Here is a 16,997-nt window from a genome sequence, read left to right as displayed (position 1 = left end):
CATCCATGATTCAGATCAGGAATATATCGAAAACGTTCAGGCAGAAAGATCAGCCATTCAAGGCGCTGGACAATATCAATCTCCAAATTTCAGAAGGCGATATCGTAGGCATCATCGGAAGTTCCGGTGCGGGAAAGAGCACGCTGATCCGATGCGTGAACCTGCTGGAAAAGCCAGATACCGGACAGATCATCGTAAACGGGATCGATCTTACGGTGCTGCCTTCAAAGCAACTGGCTGCGCAACGAAAGAAGATCGGAATGATCTTTCAGCATTTCAACCTGCTCTCATCGCGCACGGTCTATGGCAATATCGCATTGCCGCTCGAACTGGATAATGTGCCGCAACATATCATCCGCGAAAAAGTTACGGAACTGTTGCAGATAGTAGGATTGGAAGAAAAGGCAAACGAATATCCACGCAGTCTTTCCGGTGGACAGAAACAAAGAGTGGCTATCGCCCGCGCACTCGCGAACGATCCTTATCTGTTGCTCTGCGATGAAGCAACGAGTGCACTGGATCCCGCTACCACGCAAAGCATTCTGGAACTGCTGCGCGATATCAACCGGAGATTGAAACTGACTATACTGCTCATTACGCACGAAATGGATGTAGTGAAATCGATCTGTAACCAGATAGCAGTGATCGATCACGGAAAGCTGGTAGCAGAGGGCACTTTGGAGCAATTGCTCACAGACAGAAATCATCCGGTGATCAACCGGTTCATCAATACAGGTACTATCACATTACCCCATGAAATTTATATAAACATGAAACAGGAACAGGCAGAAGGATTAACCCCGCTCATAGAACTGGAGCTTACCGGGAACATCGCCTTCGATGAGTTGATCGACACGGTGTACAACAAATTCAAAATCCCTTACAAACTGATCAAAGCAGATATCGAATATCTCGGAAGAGCCAGTTTCGGGAAACTGCTGTTGCATCTGAAAGGAAACAAAGAAACCAACGACAGAGCGGTAGAGTATTTCAACCAGCGTAAAATAAAAAACGAACTGAAAGGATATGCTTGATACAACGGCCCCGCTTTTACTGAAAGGATTATGGGAAACCATTTTCATGACTTTTACTTCCGGCTTCTTCGGATTTGTATTGGGACTGCCTGCAGGCATCCTGCTCTTCTTAACCAGAAAGGGACAACTGCTGGAAAACGGAGTTTATCACCGGACCATGTCGGCAATGGTGAATGTGTTCCGGTCTATTCCCTTCATCATCCTTATTGTGTGGATGATCCCATTCACACGCGCCATAGTGGGCACTTCCATTGGAGTTTGGGCTGCACTGGTGCCGCTGAGCATCGGAGCTGCGCCGTTCATAGCGAGGCTGGTAGAGAACAGTTTGCTCGAAGTACCACATGGTTTAATTGAGACTGCCAGAGCAATGGGTGCAAGTCCGTTTCAGATCGTAACTAAAGTGTTGCTGCCAGAAGCATTGCCCTCGCTGATCAATAATGCCACCATTACCTTGATTACGCTGGTGGGATATTCAGCCATGGGCGGTGCAGTAGGAGCAGGTGGATTAGGACAGATCGGTTATCAGTACGGATATGTGGGCTACGACCACTTTATCATGAATTCGGTATTGGTATTGCTGGTGGCGTTGGTGTTCATCATTCAGTTTGCAGGCGACCGCCTCTCGAAAAAGTTTAATCACAGATAAATCATAAACAACAAACAATGAAAACGTTTCAATTTATAGCGCTGGCTGCATTGGTGTCACTCGCATCCTGCGGAGGCGCCGCCAGTAAAAGCGACCCCAATCATATCAAAGTTGGCATCACTTCCGGACCGGAGCGCGAGATTGCCGAGGCAGCAAAAAAAGAAGCAAAAGAAAAATACAACCTCGATGTGGAGCTGGTTGCCTTCAACGATTATGTAGTTCCCAACGAAGCGCTGAATCAGGGTGATATCGATGTGAATGCATTTCAGCATGTGCCTTATCTCGAAGCACAATCGAAACAGCGCGGATACAAACTGGCGGTGGTAGGCAATACATTCGTGTATCCGATTGTAGCTTATTCGAGAAAGATCAAAAATATCAGCGAACTCGCAGACGGCAATACCATTGCTATTCCCAATGATCCTACCAATGGCGGACGCTCATTGCTGCTGTTGCAGAAAAACGGATTGCTGAAACTGAAAGATGGAGTAGGGCTTCTTCCCAAAGTAACGGACATCGTTGAAAATCCGAAGAACCTGAAGATCCTGGAGATCGAAGCGCCTCAGCTGCCGCGGGTACTCGACGATAAAGAAGTGGTGCTGGCCATCATCAACAATAACTTCGCAGCTCAGGCCGGTCTCGATGCAGAAACCGGATTGCTGAAAGAAGAAAAAGAATCTCCTTACGTAAATGTGATCGCTGCCAGGCAGGATAACAAAGACGAAGAGAAAGTAAAGAATTTCGTAAAAGCCTATCAGTCCGAAGCTGTAGCGCAAGCCGCAGCAAAGGTTTTCAAAGGTGGCGCTGTAAAAGGCTGGTAATATTTTTTAAGGACAAGACTTGAGTTTGTTCTCAGACAAGACTGCTGATGAACAGATCCAGGTCTTCTTCTTTTCCCAGTCCTAGTTTTTGCTTCAATCTGTATTTGGTCATGCGTACGCTTTTGGGTTCCACGCTAAGTAATCGCGCTATGTCCGAATTATTGCGTTTCAGCAGAATGTAGGAGCAATATTTCAGGTCGAGGTCTGTAAGTTTATTGTCCGATTTCTCCCTCAGAGTTTTGTAAAAAGCAGGATGTGTTTCCGTAAGATCTGCTGCTACTTCTTCGAATTCGTTATCGATATGTTTTTCCTGCTTCAGCAGTTTGCTCAATTCCGAATCCCTATGTAACGGGTTTTTGTGCTGGCTCAGATGTTCCTTAACGCCTTTCAGGATCTTGTTTTTTTGCTCTACGTGCAATCTTCCTGCGATCACTTCCTTCTGCAGAATTTCCTTTTGTGCCAGTATCACCTGCTGTTCGGTTTGAAGGCGGGCGGTTTCTTCAGCCTTGAGTTTCAGTTGTTCTTCCTGCAATTGTGCATGCAGTTCCGCATTGCGTTTCTCCGCTTCCAATGCAAGGTTCTCTTCGATTTTGAGTTGAGCGAGGAGGTCTGCTTCTTCTTTATCTTTTTTCAGCAGCTCTTCGCGCTGCATGGAGTAGCGTATCTTGAAATGATAGGAGCGGAACATAAATATCAGCACCGTCAGCAATGCAAGTCCGATCCCGGCATAAAGATATTTTTGCATCCGGTGCAGGCTTTCTTTCTCTTTCAGGAACTTGATCTCCTGCTCCTGTTCTTTCGCCTGATATTGTGCTTCCAGTTTTTTGGCTGTGTTGTTCTGTTCTGCATCGAATACTTTTTTATAGTCTTCTATGAACAGCTTCTGAAATTGCAATGCTTTGGCATAATCCTTTTTGCGTTCCGCCAGTTCTGCGAGATCGTGATAGACATTGGAACGGATATCGTAATCGACAGCGGCTTCGTTGGGAATATCGAATAAGGTCAAAGCCTGCATCAGATAGGTTTCTGCCAGTTCGTAATCTCCGTTTCTTTTGGCGTCTTCATTCATTAATCCAAAGGAGGCTGCCTGCAATCTTTTGTCTTTGCCTTTGGTGGCATAGTTGAATGCGAGTGTTGCATAATGCCGCAAAGAATCTGAAGTGGTTTTCGACGGTGGGAAATGCCTGCTGTATGCATCCGCCATATTGATGCAGGGAATAGTGATGAGCTGAAACATATTCATGTACTGCTCATTTTGCAGGAATGTATTGATGGATTGGCGATATGCATTCAGACTGGAATCGAGCAGTTGCCGATCCTTTTCTCCGCCCTTCTCGAAATGATCATGGGCCGCCGTGGCCACTGCCTGCCACGATTCACAGATATTGTTGGGGTTGCCGCTTTTGATGGCTGCGTCCAGCGCAAGATGTGCATACTTACCCGAATTGACGATATCTTCCCAGCCGGCAAAAATGCCGAAGAGTGCGTAGTAGATCGACGCTTCTTCTTTCCACTGACCTCTTCCTTTAATATAATTCAATGCTTTGAGCTGTGCACTGACTGCCTCCTTTGACGCATTTTCATAATCGAGCTCCCGCCCTTTTCTGTACCAGGCCCAGGATAAGGCGATGGGGTCTTTGCTTTTTTCTGCAAACATCAGGCAGCTGTCTGTATCGCGATGAGCTTTTTCCGATTCCTGCATGCGCAGATAAACTGCCGACCTGCTTTCGTATGCATAGGTCTGGCTGATGGGATCCTTCAGTTTATTGGCCAGCGCCACGGCAGCTTCAGTGAGTTGAAGCGCTTCTTTTGTATCGTAAAACCGAACTATATCAGAGAGGTGGCTTTGGATGCGCACTTTCTCTTCATCACTTATTTTCCCCTGTTTGAGCAGGCTGTACAAACTATCGGTATACCGGTTCTGAGCGCCGGCCTGTTCAGGTGAAGTCAGCAGCAGCGTTGTAAAAACAATAAGGATGGAGAATATCTTCATGTATCGATACGATTAATGGTATGTATGTGGCTAGTCCCAGGTTTTCATCCAATCGATATATTGCTGCGCATAGAACGGGCCGTTCAGCAGCCGGATGATCGGTTCAATAATTTCAGGGTCCATATCCGAATCACTTACAGACCAGGTGAGAAAGACCTCCCTTTTTGCCAGTGAGTTGAAAAATCCTTCCTCTTTCAGTTTGGCCAGCACCGAAACAGCCAGCTCCCTGAGTTGGCGGCTCCGCTTTTCTGTACCGACCGTTTTTTGTGCAGCATGGCGGAGCTGCGCACTGATCTGATTGAACTCCTTTTCTGCTCCCTCCATCTCATACTTCCATTCAGCGGGTTCGAACTGGTAATAGGCCCAATCGTCTTTGTCGCCCCCTGCTTCGAGGTGCTCCAGTGTGTTGGCAGACGGACAAAGTGTGATAGCATCTTCATCGCTGTACAGCGCAAATGCATACAGCTGCTCCCCGCCACAGCGGTCTGCCAATTCTGCAAAGGCCTTGCGTGTAGCGGTTTCTATGGCCGCTGATAAAATAGCTACTGATTCCATTTTTCAGGTTTTGATTGTAACAATGGCGACTACAAACTTAGATTTTTTTGAATCTCAGTTTATGCTTGTAGACACATTGTAGACGCTCTGTTTCAACGGTTGTAGACGCTTTGTGTCTCCGGAAATTTGGAATCGCCTCCGCGCTGTTACAATTTTGTGATACCCGGTTACGGGTAGTTTACGCACAAGATAATTATGTAATATGAGCATTCCAACACCCCAATAGATTTCAGCAGACGACCCCGCCCTCATTATTTACTCTTACATAAACAAAAAGACATGGACAAGAAAACACAATCAATCGTAGCCTACATCACAATCATCGGATGGATCATTGCATTGCTTCAATACAATAAAGAAAAAGATCCGGCCGTTCGTTTTCACCTGAAACAATCGCTCGGTGTAATGATTCTCGGAATTGTTCTTGGCATTGCGCTGATGATAGTTACCATGATCATGCCGGCGCTGGGCTTTTTAGGATTGGTGAATCTGCTGGTATTGATCCTTTGGATCTTCGGAATCATCAATGCAGTGAATGGCGCTCAGAAAGAATTGCCGGTGATCGGAGCTTTTGCAGACAAAAATCTGAATTTCATTAATTAGGTCACAATAGCAGGCCCATTATTGTAATGGCAATCATGGGCCTGGCTTGCTTTTCAGAAGATATGTGCAAAACGCCTGATGCAGAACAGATGAATCGATACAATATCACACACCTCGATGTGGCCTTTCTGCTGAACTTCAATCAGAAGATGAAGCAATACCAGCAACTCGCCGCGCTGCCTCCTGAAATAAACACCCAGGGAATGCTGATACAGTACACGCTGCAACAACTCGATAGCATACATCCCATACTTGCAAAGGTGCTGGATGAAGAACTGCAGGCGGGCAACAGTATAAGCGCCGTTGCCAACTGGAGTGGCGGGCCTGTATATTTCAATCTGCTATTGCCTTTCATCCGAAAGCACAAAGCAAAAAATCTGGATTATCTGCTGGTGAAGCATGTGCCTTATTCCGATGCGCCTCCTCAAATGCATTATCAACAATACACCACACCGCTGGAACCTTCACAATTTCTGACAGCGGATCTCAAAAAAAGTTGATCGTACCCAATTCAAAAAATAATCTCTCTATGAAAGCAATCGAGAAATACATCGGCCAACTGAGTGAGAAAGATCAAAAATATTATCGCCACTGGCTGAAAGAATTGAATGAGTCGCAAATCGAATCGCTGGGCAATCTCACCGAAAAGCTGGCACTCGCAGGCGCTAGCAGACCACTGCAATGGGCATGGAGTGAAATAAATGAAGGTATTCCGCAGTTCGCCCGTTTCAGATTTTTGCAGGAATTATACATGACAGCTTACGACGTAAACGGGAATGTAGACTGTGCGCACGACTTCGATGCCACTATCGGAAAAGCCTATCAGCAATTGACAGCAGCCGCAGGCAAAGAACAATTGGATCATTTCCTCCGTAGTTATGGCAAAGGGCTGCTCTATCAGCTGATGGGTGTTTTCGACGAAGGAAATGTCGAATCGGAACGGGATGGCTTCAGCTGGAGACTGATGAAAACAAATCCGGAAACCGATGAAATGCTCAAAGGTATCGACGGACTGCACGAAGATTTCATGGAGTTCGATCAGGAAATAACTCCACCCAATATTGAAAACCATTAATTGGTGATATATGTCTCAAACTGAAAATATCATTCTCTATCCGGAGCCTTCGGCTATATTCAAAGATCCGGCACTTGCGCGCTACTTCAAACCACTGCTGACGCACACTGTACAGGTTAACAATACATCTTACCAGATTCATCTCTTCAGCAGGGATGGATTGATCTGCAAAGAAGAACCCGTCTACCAATATTCAGAAAGCTATTGTTTTGGATTCAGGTACAACCAGGGCAGGTATGAATTTCTTGGAGACCTGCAGGTATTCGAGGAAACGGGAAAGCTGCCTGCACTTCATCAGTTCTTGCAACAAGACTTCGATGCAAAGAAAGATGAATACCTGAAAAACAAAACCACTGTAAAAGAATATCTCGAAGCCATTCGGAAGGAGCTGGGAGAGGCATCCCGTTTCGGCGAATTCATCTATGCCGAAATTTATGCCCGCTCGTTTTACAGCTATGAATTTACGAAGTACTATTTCCGTAAATACGGCGTCCATCGACATATTTCTGTAGTAACGGAACAATGGGCAAAGAATACAGATCCGTTTCTGCTGGACGAAGCAGATGCACAGGATATGCTGGAAGAATGGCTCGAAGGTTTTGAAGAAGACACGGAAAACGAATACGGCATTACCACCGGCATGTTTGCCGGAGGAACCGAAAGCCGCCGCTTCACGGCTCTTGCCGGAAGCAGTGTGGTATTTGCTTTGCTCGATGCAGAAAAGGATATCGTCTACATGGTTGAATATACTTCCTGATAAGGTTTGAGAATTAGTGCAAGCTCTTGATGTATAAAAACTATTCAATGATTCTTAATAAAACACAATGGGATCAGTTCATTGACGGCTATCATGTAAGAGGCGGAGCTATCGGCTTTGATAACTCCCGTTATTGCTTCATACTGCAACAGCCAGATAGCGAGGTAGAACTAGATGAAATTCCATTGATACGGCTGCTCTACGTTCGAATGGAACGTCCACCCGAAAGGCGTTTCTTCAGAGTTGGGTTCTCCGGTGTGGAGTATGTCAGCATCGCAGCTGGAACTACCGGTGGCATCGATGAATTCATTGGAGTAGACATGCGCGGAACAATAATGACGTACAATGATGTTGTTGACAAAGTAGGATTGGAAGACCCCGGCATCACCACCCGATGGCGTCACGACCGGAGTGCTCCGGTAAATCGTGTGAAACGTGTAAACGGAAAACTGTACGCCATTTGTCAGGACAGACGTATTCTCGAACGCAAGGGAACCGGCCAGTGGAACGAGTTTCCCGCCCTGGAGCGGCCTGCGGAAAGAATTAGTGGAGATACCAAAGTGATGATGCACGACTTTGGATTCTCCGATATGGATGCTTTCAGCGAAACCGATCTCTACGCAGTGGGTGGCGGTGGTGATGTTTGGCAGTACAACGGATCCGCATGGCGTCACTGCAACTTTCCATCAAAGGAATCGCTCGAAACCGTTTGCTGTTCCGGCAATGGAGAAGTGTATGTCTCCGGCACAATGGGATCGCTTTGGGTTGGCCGTGGAGATGAGTGGACACGCATCACTGAAGGGAAATACATTGTTTCTTTCAACGATACTGTCTGGTTTGCCGGCAAACTCTGGCTGGCCAACGATTACGCGCTTTACACACTCGAAGGCAATGTTATTCTGCCGGCAGATGTAGACCCTTCAGTACAGCTCACTACCGGAAAGTTGAGCCTGTCCTCCGATAACAGTCAGTTGCTTTCTGCCGGCAAACATGGAGCGTCGTTGTTTGATGGAACCAGCTGGCAGGTACTTTTCAATGCGCTTGAAATAAACACAAATCAATAATGATCCGACGATGAACCCACTATTGCAAATACAAGAACAATTCGGTTTTGCTTACCCTTCATTATATCACCAGCTGTATGCAGATGGCATGCTCGATTGGGGAACTTTCGGTCCGGAATGGATCACCAAACAATTTCCGGAGCTTCGGAAACGCCCGCCACTGCTGCTCTTTGCCAATGAATTTGAATTGATGCCCATTAAGGATATTCAAAGCCAGCTCGAAGAATTTGCTGATCCTGACTATTGGATGAACATAAACCCGGCATTACATTTTATTCCCTTCGCACAGAATGGCGCAGGAGATATGTTTTGCTTTTTGCAGGAAGAAGGCAATCAGGAAAACATGCCCATCGCATTTCTCTGGCATGATGCTAACCGGGCAGTTTGCAAAGCAAAGAACCTGCAGGATTTTATTTTCCGTTCTATGCTGGAAGCTGTAGCCGATATTGAAGAACCTGAATATGGCCTTTTGGAAGAAGAAAATTTCCGGGAAGACCTCGGTAATTTTTTGAGCAGCCATCAGCCATATCTAAGCCCCCGGCAATATCAAATAATAGCTGCGATTTATTCCAAAGACAAGAACCGTAATCCGCTGATTAGCGAAGAGGAGCTGGAAGATATCATCCAAAAAGAAATCGCCTGGGATCGCCTGGATACAACATTTCCGTACCAGACCAATTAATGATCAGTTATCAGTTCGTTTGCATTAGTCATCGAATCGCATATCCCAAACCGAATTCTAATAAAAGGCAATCATGAATATACCTGAACTCATTCTTCATTTCATCCAAAGCAAAACAGTTGCAGGCCCCATGCTGCTGCCTTTCCATTATCCGGCACCGGAACATTGGATGGGCTTCCAGAGTGCATTCCGCTATCATGGCCTTACCGGAGAGGATCTTACCTCCACCAAGGCCGGCGATTGGCAGCCAGGCTGGTATGTGATTGCATTGAATGGCCTCGATGATCCGTTCTTCATTGATCTGGAAGAAGAAGCAGCCGGTTTTCCTGTGTATTATGCGGAACATGGTGCTGGTGTATGGAAGCCGCAGCTGGTAGCACAGGATATCGTCAGGTTTGGCATGTTGCTTACAGGCCTGGAAGCGTTGAAGAATGATGCTCAGGCGAGTCTTCAGTATATTCAACTGATGCATCAGTTCGATGAAAATTCACCCAATCCATTCTGGGTGGAAGTTTGTGAAAGCCTTGCGGAAAAGCCGGATGAAAACGAAGAGGAGAGTGGCAATGGGTCTGATCCTGCACTATGGACAAGAGGGCAATTGATACTGATCGATGCAGGTGCCAATAGAGTGAAAGTGGCTCAGTATCTCAGAAGGATCTGGCATATTGGTCCGCAGGAAGCGCTCGCCCGTTTATCGGAAGCAGAGTTGACACTGGCCGACGGCTATATCGCGCACCTGAAAAAATACGAGACTGATCTGCTGCAATTAGGCGCCACCATTGAACTGAGGACGGAAGCCAACCAAAATGTACGTGAGTCCATTATCATCGATGGACAACAAGCATGGCTGGTTCCCATGGTGATGCTGATGGCGCAGCTTCCCGAAGATTCGATCATCCGAAAATATCAGACGGATCGTTACACTACCGAAAGAGCCATATGTTTTGAGCAGGATACTGTACTCGATACCCTCGATCTCGATAATCCGTTCAGCACCTTAAAGCCCGATTGGATGGAACGATATGTGGCCGCCGTTGATGCGAAGGATGCAGCTGCAAGGCAGCAGCTGGACGAAGAGTACGAGCGTCAGGCGATCTACATGGTTTTTGTTGCGGGCAATCTTACTGTCAAACGATACATTTCAAACACCTGCATCGACGGAGCGGCAGGCCTTGTTGTACTGGGTAACCTGAATTGTGAGAACATCATTGTTGGCGGACAGGAGATCTATGTGCAAAACAATCTCCATGTAAAACAGCTGTATTGGGGCGAATATAATCATGGCAACCTCACTGTAAAAGGCAATATGGAAGCAGGCGTACTGGTTCAGTCTGATTACGGTGTTTCAATTGCAGGTGCGCAGCTGATCGGCCATTATTTCGATGACTGCAGATTCGAGTCGGACTCACCGCTGGCCGATATTTTCTGTGAAGAAATTTTATCACAATCCGGCGGCGGTCTCATAAGCCGCCTCAACAAAATTGAAATGTTGAACAGGCTCTCCAATGGCCTTTCTGTATTGAAGGAGAACGACAATAAAACAAAAAGGATTTTTGACAATTATGATTGCAACATTGAAAACCTGCTCACATTCACTCAGCTCAAACTGGTGACCACCCCACATTTTTTGTTTCATGTAGAAGATGTGATAGTGGTAGCCAACAGAGAGAATGATGAAGAAGGATCACTGCATTCAATACTGCTGCGGCAAGACAATCAACGGGTATTCATCTACGCGAAACGCGAGGAAGAGAAAAAATCGTTCATGGATAAGCTGTTCAACAGACCTCATCAAAGCGCCCGGTATCATTTGAAAATAACATGGAAAGCGCCGGATGGTGAATGGTATGAAATGGATCACCAGACACCGCAGGAAGAACAACAGCTGCTTCGCAATTTCTGGCCGTTGACATTACAGGCAATGGAAGAGATGGATCAGCTGACGGCGCAGGACATTGAATCCTGTCAACAATTGATTCAGCAGATTATCACCCCTTCAAAGATCAGTGATTATCTCAGCAAACCCATTGTCACCGATCTTTACAATGATTATTACAACAGCGACCGGATGGGGTATTGGAGCGATGAACTGCATTTTTCCTTCAGGCAAAATATCAACAATAACAAAGGCAGGATACAAATAGTGATGCCCCGGCCGGCGCACCAGTTGAAACTCTTCCCGTCTGTAACTGGCAACTATGATATCAGAGGCTATCAGTACGATCTGGAAACAGATGGGCACAACAATCAGTCGGTGTCTGTCCGGTATTTGCCACATGATGTGCGGGGGAGTTATCAGCTTACGCCGCTCGATGTTCATCATTACAAGAAAGCGCTGAATCTCTGGCGTTATTTTGAAGAGCAGTTCCCTGCGGACAACGAACGATTTGAAAAAGGCGAATGGGATGCCAGCAGATAAATGAAAATCTTTATGAAATCTTTGATCAGGATCACCAGTGCATTAACCTTGATGGCATGCTGCATTCAATTGCAGAGCCAGGCACAATCTGTAACTGCCGGACAGGTAAAATCGGTGAGGGGGCATCGTTTCTCCATTTCCGGGGACTTCAATGGAGATGGAAAGCACGATACTGTCAAAGAAGTATTTCTCAGCAAAAAAACAAAACAGGAAGCCGCAAAATGGTATAAGGGATTGAATGATGATGCAGCCCTGAATAAAGTATTATCCCAGAAGCCAGTACTGATGCTGGTTTCAGACAATCGTCAAACCGATACATTGTTTATCGGAGACAACCTGCGACCACTTGGTTTCCGCTATCTGAAGAACGAAGGGGATCTCGATAACGATGGAGCCGATGAATTAAGTTACGTGATCGATGCCGCGGATTACTCAAATATCAATGTCTGCTTTATCTTGTCGGTGCGAAACGGAAAATGGACTTACCGTTATAGTTTCGATATTGCAGAAAACTGGTTGCCATCACTGCCCTGCAACAATAACAAGGAGAAAACCTTTGATCTGATAAAAAAGATTGGAAAGAAACAGATCAGGGTTCGAACCTATGATGCAGATACAGGGGAAGCAGAATTTAATGTAGTAGACCTTTCGGAAATGTAACTTTTCAGTGTTAAACAATACAAAAGAATGAAGCATCTTTTTTTGGCGGCTTGCATAGTACTGGCATCTCTTGAAGCTGCATTTTGCCAGCAGGCGCCGGTTGCTGACGATAACTATGTAATTCAGGACTCTGTACTGATCACCACCAGAAGCGGCATCGACATTACAGCGATCATTGTGCGTAATAAGAATATTACCACGCCGGTTCCGGCTGTGCTGTTTTATACCACTTACTACCAGAGTTTTGCGGATGCGTTCTTTGGAAAGAAATCTGCCGAAAGAGGTTATGTGGGAATTGTTGCATACGCCCGTGGTATCAGAGCCAACCTCAAAAACTACACACCCTTTGAGCACGAAGGCACAGATGTGTACGATATCATCGACTGGATCAGCAAGCAAAGCTGGTGTAACGGAAGCGTAGGAATGTACAGCGGAAGTTATACAGGTTATGCGCAATGGGCTACTGTAAAGAATATTCATCCTGCACTGAAGACCATCGTTCCGCAGGTAGCTGTGATGCCGGGGTATGATTTTCCCATGGAGAACAATGTACCTCTATCGCATATCCTCAGCTGGAGCAACGATAATATTTACAAGAACAAACGGCTGCCAAACAGCCTGCCCTTCGATTACTTCAACAACGGCACAGCCTACAACAAAATGGATAGTCTGGCAGGAGTGCAGAATCCAATTTTCCAGCAATGGCTTTCACATCCTGCTTATGACAACTATTGGCAATCGATGGTGCCCACTCCGGAAGAATATGCAAAGATCAATATACCCATATTAACCACCACTGGTTATTATGATGGCTCGCAGATCGGAGCGCTTCAATATTTCAGACTGCACAATAAGTACAATAAAAAGGCAAATCATTATCTGGTGATTGGTCCCTGGGATCATAGGGGTGCACAACGCAAACCGGCAAAGAACTTAATGGGATATGAAATTGACAGCGTAGCCAATATCGACTTGATGGAACTGGCTTATCAATGGCTCGATCATATTCTGAAAGGCGCTCCCATGCCCGCAATCCTTGAAGATAAGATCAATTATCAGGTGATGGGCAGCAATGAATGGATACACGCACCCAGCCTGGAAAACATCAACAACGATACGCTCACTTTTTACCTCGATAAAAAATCATTGTTGCCGTACAAGCCCGGCCAGTATAGCTATGAAAAACAAACGGTGGATTTTAAGGACAGGGAAAATCAAAACAATTATTACACTCCTAACATTGTTTTTGATTCGCTCGATGCGGGCAATGGGCTGATCTTCTCCACTGCGCCTTTTGGAAATGCAATCACCATCAATGGTTCATTTGGCGGGCAACTGTTTGCGAGCATCAATAAGAAAGATATGGATGTGTCGCTGGCGCTGTATGAGCTGATGCCAAATGGCGGATACTTCTTTCTTACGCGGTATGTTGGGCGTGCGAGCTATGCAAAAAACAATCGCAAAAGGCAATTGCTTCAACCGGGCAAAGTGAGCAGCATTCCCTTCTCCAATACAAGATTTGTCAGCAAGAATATCGGTGCAGGATCGAAACTGGTAGTATTGCTGAACATCAACAAGCATCCGTTTGAAATCGTCAACTATGGATCAGGAAAGGATGTGTCTGCTGAAACAATCAAAGATGCGGGTGAGCCGATGCAGATCAAATGGTACAATAACAGTTTCATCACTATCCCGGTGAACGGGGGCAGTAATGAAACAAAAAAATAGCAACTATGGAGCGTTCGGAAAAACTGAAGCAGATCATTTCAAAACTCGAAAGGAGTTTGCTGAAAGCGCAGGAAACAAACAACGATATGTTGTTCCAGACAGCGTTCTCCTATAGTTTTATCGATCCTGAAAATACGCCGGACAGACAATTGAAAACGCTGGAAGATCCACTGGAAGGCGTGGCTGCGATGCTGGAGCTGATTGAGCATTTCCCTGATAATCATTACTTCTACGAGCCGGATTACCTCGGCCTGTACTTTGAGCATTATCGGGGTAAGGGATACGAAGAACTGCTGCTTCAATCGGTAGAACGTTGTCCAATTGCATATACATTGCACCTGCTGCACGGAGTTATCAATGATACAACGGGCCCGCATTATGCTGCTGCACGCTCATTGCTGAACCGGATTGCGCAAGGCGAGAAATATCCTGCTGCCATCAGAGCGGATGCTGCGGAGAGGGTAGCTCATATCGAAGAGCAGGAAAGACCTTTGGATTTAAAAAACGTTCAGTACCAGATAGTGAGTTTGCAGGATGCTATCCTACGGTTCGATCTCGAAAACATATACCTGCGGGAAGAAGATAAACAATCTGCTTTCGATCCGGACACACTCGCAGACACCTACGCCGACCCACTGGTAATTGTGTTTGATGGCGACACCGAATTGAAAGAAGACATTCGCCTGAGTTCCGATATGTTGCGCAGCTTGTCTGAATTTGGTACACCGCCCGTCAGCGATTTTCACAAATTGCTGCTTGGAAACCATGCATATCAGAATCGCATTCTGATCATCAACGGAAATCTTACAGTTCCAATAATCGATATGCGAAACATCGATTGCCTGTTTGTTTTCGGAAACGTAGAATGTGAAAAAATCACTTTCTACGAACATCATACCACATGGATAAAAGGAAACCTGTCGGCATCCAAGGCCATACTGGGATGTGCTGACAGCGACGATGATGGCTTTCTCGAAGAAAAAGGGGCCAGAGCCGCCCGTGTATCGGGAGCAGCTTTTGCTCCGCGCGTGCAGACATGGTATATGCGGTTAAGCCATCTGAACTGGGCTGCAGGCAGCGGAGATGAATTTGCCGAAGATGAAGTACTCGAACCTGAGCAACACTTAACCGATAGTATCTGGTAAACATACCGAAAGGGTAAACTAAAATAAAAACATGGATACAGGTGTTTCAACTATCATACGGCAATTGGAAGAATGCATTCAGAAAGCACACCAATCCGGCAATAAATATGATTTCATTGATCCGGCATATCCTCTCTGTGAGGAGCTCGAAGAACTAGAGAATCCGGCGGAAGCTATGGAACCTTTGTTCCGCTTGATAGAGAGCAGCCCGGATATTGATTACGGAGGCCCCGGACCAATCGGTCAATTCCTCGAATCGTTTGATGGCGGGATCTTTGAAGAAAGCCTGCTGCAATCACTGCAACGAAAGCCCACACTGTATACATTAAGTCTGCTCGATACGCTACTGCAGGATAGCAACGATCCACGTCAGGCTCACTATCTCGATACGATGCGTGGCATTGCTGTTAATGCAGCCCTGCCTGATAATATCCGGCAGCAGGCTACGGAAAATTTACAATACGCAGTGGTGAACCTCCACGCATGGGACGATACGCTTAAAGAAAAATTTGCCGCTGTAGAATCTATGCTCGAACAAGCTGAGCAGCAATTGGAACAACAACGAAAATCACTTCGTGCGAATGAACCGCGGCCGCCCATGGAAACCGTCGACTATGATGGCATCCGGTTCAAAGTGATTACACGCAGCGAGGCTGCGGCATATCTTCCCAATATCACTGATATTCCCGGTGTAGACCGTTTGTATGATGTATGGGATGAATGGCGTTTCCCCACCTGGCATGAGAACGCTTTTTTCTTACTCGCAGAAACAGCTGTTACAACTGAAAAGCTCCGGCTCGATTATGCTGTGCCCGGAACCGAAGGCATTACTGTACTCGGTTTCATCTTTCTTCAAAACCTGCAGGTAGCCTCATACATCATGGCTTTCGATACAGACAATTCACCTGCATTGGTTGTGCATGGAAAAGTGGAATGCCCGTGCATCCATTTGTTTGGCAACGTACATTATTTCGGAGGCACCGTAAATACAGAGCTGCTCTGGACAAAGTACAATCATGGCGAGTTGTATATCGATGCAAACATCAATGCAAAAGTGATTCTCGCAGATGATATGAGCGTATTCATTCGGAAAGCCGGAGAAATAGGCGCCACTATCAGTTTAATGGGGATGAACATCTACCTCAATACCGGTAGTGAATGGTTGCAGCAACCTGCCACACATAGCATCGAAGATGTATTCCGGGCCGAAGTATGCATTACGGATGAGGAAGGATTTGCAGTACTGAAAGAAGAAGGCCCTGGCAATGCGATCGAGTATATCCTGCAACATAAATCCTTACTTAAATGACCTGGAAACTTATTCTTCTTGCCATCATAGTGCTGGTGTGTGTGGTGTTGTTCACATCCTGTTACGGCACCAGAAAAACGCTGCTGTTTGAAAACAGGGTATACCATTGGAAAGTGTACTACGTAAAGAAATCCCATTTCTCTGTTGGCACTTACAGCCACTTTGAGGTTTTGTTCAAAGACCGCAAACTGATACTCCCCAAAGAAGTGACCGATAACAAACGTGCGATCAGCGAATTCGTCGCTGCCACCGCTATCGATAATCGCAGCAGTCAGTTCGGGACTGTGATCGTAACTTTTGAAGGCGAGTTCATCAACGATGCAGGAACACCTTACCGGGCATTCATAACGCTGCACCTCCGACCTGGCAAAGGAGATGAGCTGGTAGTGACCAATCCCTGCACCGGCAAAGAAGCCATCATTACTCCGGGTGCAAATTAATGAGGCCAGCAGTAGTAACCGCGTGCTGCAAAGGCTTTCAAAGGTACAGCATCAAAAAGTTGGTGA

At 46.1% G+C, this 16,997-nt stretch carries 17 protein-coding genes; 15 read left to right on the top strand and 2 right to left on the bottom strand.

Annotated elements, in window-relative coordinates:
* The first annotated feature begins 5 nt into the window (after nt 1-5).
* From HHL16_RS15850 to metQ, 3 genes are read left to right on the top strand one after another with little or no spacing between them, the layout of a single operon-like run.
* The gene (locus HHL16_RS15850) at nt 6-1,034 is read left to right on the top strand and encodes an ATP-binding cassette domain-containing protein (protein ID WP_169426156.1); all 1,029 of its coding nucleotides are present in this window, start codon (nt 6-8) and stop codon (nt 1,032-1,034) included.
* Nucleotides 1,027-1,680: a methionine ABC transporter permease MetI gene (gene metI, locus HHL16_RS15845; RefSeq protein ID WP_169426155.1), complete on the top strand. Its 654-nt coding sequence runs from the start codon at nt 1,027-1,029 to the stop codon at nt 1,678-1,680. The genes HHL16_RS15850 and metI overlap by 8 nt, the downstream gene beginning before the upstream one ends.
* A gap of 17 nt (nt 1,681-1,697) precedes the next feature.
* Nucleotides 1,698-2,501: a methionine ABC transporter substrate-binding lipoprotein MetQ gene (gene metQ / locus HHL16_RS15840; RefSeq protein WP_169426154.1), complete on the top strand. Its 804-nt coding sequence runs from the start codon at nt 1,698-1,700 to the stop codon at nt 2,499-2,501.
* 31 nt (nt 2,502-2,532) lie between these two features.
* On the opposite strand, the gene HHL16_RS15835 is transcribed toward metQ, so the two are convergent.
* Both HHL16_RS15835 and HHL16_RS15830 read right to left on the bottom strand, forming a co-directional pair.
* Nucleotides 2,533-4,494: a hypothetical protein gene (locus HHL16_RS15835; protein ID WP_169426153.1), complete on the bottom strand. Its 1,962-nt coding sequence runs from the start codon at nt 4,492-4,494 to the stop codon at nt 2,533-2,535.
* Nucleotides 4,495-4,524: 30 nt separating this feature from the next.
* On the bottom strand, nt 4,525-5,049 hold the full coding sequence (locus HHL16_RS15830) for a DUF4303 domain-containing protein (protein WP_169426152.1): 525 nt from the start codon (nt 5,047-5,049) through the stop codon (nt 4,525-4,527).
* 279 nt (nt 5,050-5,328) lie between these two features.
* Between HHL16_RS15830 and HHL16_RS15825 the strand changes: the two genes are divergently transcribed.
* The 12 genes from HHL16_RS15825 (at nt 5,329) to HHL16_RS15770 (ending at nt 16,931) form a co-directional block, all read left to right on the top strand.
* Nucleotides 5,329-5,652 (top strand): DUF4870 domain-containing protein, encoded by a 324-nt coding sequence (locus HHL16_RS15825; RefSeq protein WP_169426151.1) that lies wholly within the window; start codon nt 5,329-5,331, stop codon nt 5,650-5,652.
* Between the two features lie 89 nt (nt 5,653-5,741).
* Entirely contained in the window at nt 5,742-6,152 is a 411-nt protein-coding gene (locus tag HHL16_RS15820; RefSeq protein WP_169426150.1) for a hypothetical protein, read from the top strand.
* A gap of 29 nt (nt 6,153-6,181) precedes the next feature.
* Nucleotides 6,182-6,727, top strand: a complete 546-nt coding sequence (locus HHL16_RS15815; RefSeq protein ID WP_169426149.1) for a hypothetical protein — start codon at nt 6,182-6,184, stop codon at nt 6,725-6,727.
* Between the two features lie 10 nt (nt 6,728-6,737).
* Nucleotides 6,738-7,484: a hypothetical protein gene (locus HHL16_RS15810; RefSeq protein ID WP_169426148.1), complete on the top strand. Its 747-nt coding sequence runs from the start codon at nt 6,738-6,740 to the stop codon at nt 7,482-7,484.
* Nucleotides 7,485-7,531: 47 nt separating this feature from the next.
* The gene (locus tag HHL16_RS15805; RefSeq protein ID WP_169426147.1) at nt 7,532-8,548 is read left to right on the top strand and encodes a hypothetical protein; all 1,017 of its coding nucleotides are present in this window, start codon (nt 7,532-7,534) and stop codon (nt 8,546-8,548) included.
* A gap of 10 nt (nt 8,549-8,558) precedes the next feature.
* Nucleotides 8,559-9,230: an SMI1/KNR4 family protein gene (locus tag HHL16_RS15800; protein WP_169426146.1), complete on the top strand. Its 672-nt coding sequence runs from the start codon at nt 8,559-8,561 to the stop codon at nt 9,228-9,230.
* A 73-nt stretch (nt 9,231-9,303) separates the two neighbouring features.
* The gene (locus tag HHL16_RS15795) at nt 9,304-11,649 is read left to right on the top strand and encodes a hypothetical protein (protein ID WP_169426145.1); all 2,346 of its coding nucleotides are present in this window, start codon (nt 9,304-9,306) and stop codon (nt 11,647-11,649) included.
* Between the two features lie 12 nt (nt 11,650-11,661).
* Complete coding sequence (locus HHL16_RS15790; protein ID WP_169426144.1) at nt 11,662-12,309, top strand: hypothetical protein; 648 nt, start codon at nt 11,662-11,664, stop codon at nt 12,307-12,309.
* A 27-nt stretch (nt 12,310-12,336) separates the two neighbouring features.
* A complete protein-coding gene (locus tag HHL16_RS15785) occupies nt 12,337-14,037 on the top strand; it encodes a CocE/NonD family hydrolase (protein ID WP_169426143.1) in 1,701 nt (566 codons plus the stop codon).
* Between the two features lie 5 nt (nt 14,038-14,042).
* Entirely contained in the window at nt 14,043-15,182 is a 1,140-nt protein-coding gene (locus HHL16_RS15780; RefSeq protein ID WP_169426142.1) for a hypothetical protein, read from the top strand.
* Nucleotides 15,183-15,213: 31 nt separating this feature from the next.
* Entirely contained in the window at nt 15,214-16,491 is a 1,278-nt protein-coding gene (locus tag HHL16_RS24865) for a hypothetical protein (RefSeq protein WP_206022445.1), read from the top strand.
* Nucleotides 16,488-16,931, top strand: coding sequence for a hypothetical protein (locus tag HHL16_RS15770; RefSeq protein ID WP_169426141.1), 444 nt, complete (start codon nt 16,488-16,490; stop codon nt 16,929-16,931). Before HHL16_RS24865 ends, HHL16_RS15770 begins: the two co-directional genes overlap by 4 nt.
* Nucleotides 16,932-16,997: the final 66 nt, after the last annotated feature.

It is taken from the genome of Pseudoflavitalea sp. G-6-1-2 (genome assembly GCF_012927185.1).
GTDB lineage: Bacteria > Bacteroidota > Bacteroidia > Chitinophagales > Chitinophagaceae > Pseudobacter.
The sequence above is the reverse complement of the archived record's forward strand: the minus strand, read 5'-3'. Positions and strand labels throughout refer to the sequence as shown.

Coding starts and splice junctions, on each gene's coding strand:
- HHL16_RS15850 (WP_169426156.1), top strand. CDS start 6: ATGATTCAGATCAGGAATATATCGAAAACGTTCAGGCAGAAAGATCAG.
- metI (WP_169426155.1), top strand. CDS start 1,027: ATGCTTGATACAACGGCCCCGCTTTTACTGAAAGGATTATGGGAAACC.
- metQ (WP_169426154.1), top strand. CDS start 1,698: ATGAAAACGTTTCAATTTATAGCGCTGGCTGCATTGGTGTCACTCGCA.
- HHL16_RS15835 (WP_169426153.1), bottom strand. CDS start 4,494: ATGAAGATATTCTCCATCCTTATTGTTTTTACAACGCTGCTGCTGACT.
- HHL16_RS15830 (WP_169426152.1), bottom strand. CDS start 5,049: ATGGAATCAGTAGCTATTTTATCAGCGGCCATAGAAACCGCTACACGC.
- HHL16_RS15825 (WP_169426151.1), top strand. CDS start 5,329: ATGGACAAGAAAACACAATCAATCGTAGCCTACATCACAATCATCGGA.
- HHL16_RS15820 (WP_169426150.1), top strand. CDS start 5,742: ATGAATCGATACAATATCACACACCTCGATGTGGCCTTTCTGCTGAAC.
- HHL16_RS15815 (WP_169426149.1), top strand. CDS start 6,182: ATGAAAGCAATCGAGAAATACATCGGCCAACTGAGTGAGAAAGATCAA.
- HHL16_RS15810 (WP_169426148.1), top strand. CDS start 6,738: ATGTCTCAAACTGAAAATATCATTCTCTATCCGGAGCCTTCGGCTATA.
- HHL16_RS15805 (WP_169426147.1), top strand. CDS start 7,532: ATGATTCTTAATAAAACACAATGGGATCAGTTCATTGACGGCTATCAT.
- HHL16_RS15800 (WP_169426146.1), top strand. CDS start 8,559: ATGAACCCACTATTGCAAATACAAGAACAATTCGGTTTTGCTTACCCT.
- HHL16_RS15795 (WP_169426145.1), top strand. CDS start 9,304: ATGAATATACCTGAACTCATTCTTCATTTCATCCAAAGCAAAACAGTT.
- HHL16_RS15790 (WP_169426144.1), top strand. CDS start 11,662: ATGAAATCTTTGATCAGGATCACCAGTGCATTAACCTTGATGGCATGC.
- HHL16_RS15785 (WP_169426143.1), top strand. CDS start 12,337: ATGAAGCATCTTTTTTTGGCGGCTTGCATAGTACTGGCATCTCTTGAA.
- HHL16_RS15780 (WP_169426142.1), top strand. CDS start 14,043: ATGGAGCGTTCGGAAAAACTGAAGCAGATCATTTCAAAACTCGAAAGG.
- HHL16_RS24865 (WP_206022445.1), top strand. CDS start 15,214: ATGGATACAGGTGTTTCAACTATCATACGGCAATTGGAAGAATGCATT.
- HHL16_RS15770 (WP_169426141.1), top strand. CDS start 16,488: ATGACCTGGAAACTTATTCTTCTTGCCATCATAGTGCTGGTGTGTGTG.